The sequence below is a fragment of the Clostridium sp. C105KSO13 genome, assembly GCF_001517425.1.
Classification (GTDB): domain Bacteria; phylum Bacillota; class Clostridia; order Lachnospirales; family Lachnospiraceae; genus Muricomes.
In genome coordinates, this window is sequence record NZ_FBWL01000060.1 from 1 (window position 1) to 1,089 (window position 1,089).

1 protein-coding gene and 1 pseudogene are annotated in these 1,089 nt (G+C 35.8%); one reads left to right on the forward strand and one right to left on the reverse strand.

Annotated features, from left to right (window positions below; genetic code table 11):
* Window positions 1-64 precede the first annotated feature (64 nt).
* Window positions 65-607, reverse strand: a complete 543-nt coding sequence (locus tag BN3456_RS00255) for a hypothetical protein (protein WP_089981965.1) — start codon at window positions 605-607, stop codon at window positions 65-67.
* A gap of 117 nt (window positions 608-724) precedes the next feature.
* On the opposite strand from BN3456_RS00255, the pseudogene BN3456_RS16115 reads away from it, so the two are divergent.
* Window positions 725-1,089: pseudogene (locus BN3456_RS16115) on the forward strand (IS4/IS5 family transposase); the annotation flags it as partial.

Consider the following 1,089-nt stretch of genomic DNA (forward strand, 5'->3'; position numbering starts at 1 on the left):
CTATTTTCCGGCGGTTCTTACTTTTAGAACCGCTATCTTTATGTTTCACAAAACTATAGAAATGTTACATTTCCCACAAACCCGGGCTCATAATGGTATAATTCATCTCTGAACCTTTAATCTGGCTTCCCATGTAACTTTCTATAAAATCAAAATATCCATCTGATCCCGATTGCTTTTCCCAAGTATCTATTGAATCCTTTATTCTTAAAAGGCACATGACTGGAAGTTTATAATAGCCTTTTAGCATGTCCTGTGTTTTTTTATCTGTTTCCTTCTGCTGTACTATAAGTTCCATTATCTTTTCATTCGTATAAGGGTCGAATGCCATGAGAAGTGCTTTTTCAAGCTTTTCATTGTCTTCATTCCTGAATTTTTCTGTATCTATCATTTCTCCATTATATTTTCCCTTTACGTAAAATAATACCAGTGCAATCGCTTCCCTTAAGCGTCTGCTGTTTGATAATGGAAATTCTCTATGTATTTTTAATACATTTCCTTCCAGCGGTAACAGAAGCATGGAATATACCTCTTCTTCTCCCTTTCGAATCTTTCCGAATTCTTTTTCCATTTGTGAATAGATTTTTTCAAACTGATATAACTGCATATTCTTTCCCTTCGTTTTCTATGTTTTTGGCGCAAGTTTTTTCAAAAAAAACTTGACAGGATAGTTAAAATATGTTGCGCGAGCCTTGATTATAAATACATTTCAAGGAGGCTCCCTATGGCTCAAAATTTTTTATCTGACTTAAAAAAGACTCTCGACAACTGTATTGCAGAACTGGATGAAATTCATTTCATGTTCTGTAAAAATCCGGAAAGTGATTTTACCAGAAACCGAAAACTTACTTTCCATGATTATATTCAGTTTATGCTTCAGATGCAGAGCAAATCTGTTTCCAATGAGATACTGGATTTCTTTGAACATTCACTTTCTGCTCCCTCAAAATCTGCCTTTACACAACAACGATACAAACTTCAGCCGGAAGGATGGGATTTCCTGTTCCATATCTTTGTTGAGCAATGCCGCTTTTTGTCAGACAAGCTGTATCAGGGGTATCGGCTTCTTGCCTGCGATGGTTCTGATGT